This window comes from Schumannella sp. 10F1B-5-1, assembly GCF_006517535.1.
In the GTDB taxonomy this organism is placed as follows: domain Bacteria; phylum Actinomycetota; class Actinomycetes; order Actinomycetales; family Microbacteriaceae; genus Schumannella.
Genome location: NZ_VHQH01000086.1, coordinates 1 through 208 on the forward strand (window position 1 = coordinate 1; position 208 = coordinate 208).

Consider the following 208-nt stretch of genomic DNA (forward strand, 5'->3'; position numbering starts at 1 on the left):
CGCGCATCTGCACCAGGCGGTGCTCGACGCCGAGCCGCACGTGGCGGCCGTCGCGAACGTGACCACGCTCGCCGGCTACGTGCACCGTCTGCTCACCGGGCGCCACGTGCTCGGCGTGGGCGACGCGTCGGGCATGTTCCCCATCGACCCCGCGACCGGCGGCTACGACCCCCGACTGATCGCCATCGCCGAGGAGCGCCTGAGCGCG

At 74.5% G+C, this 208-nt stretch carries 1 pseudogene; it reads left to right on the top strand.

The annotated features are described in order from the left end of the window. Positions 1 to 208, top strand: a pseudogene (locus FJ658_RS15065) (ATPase); the annotation flags it as partial.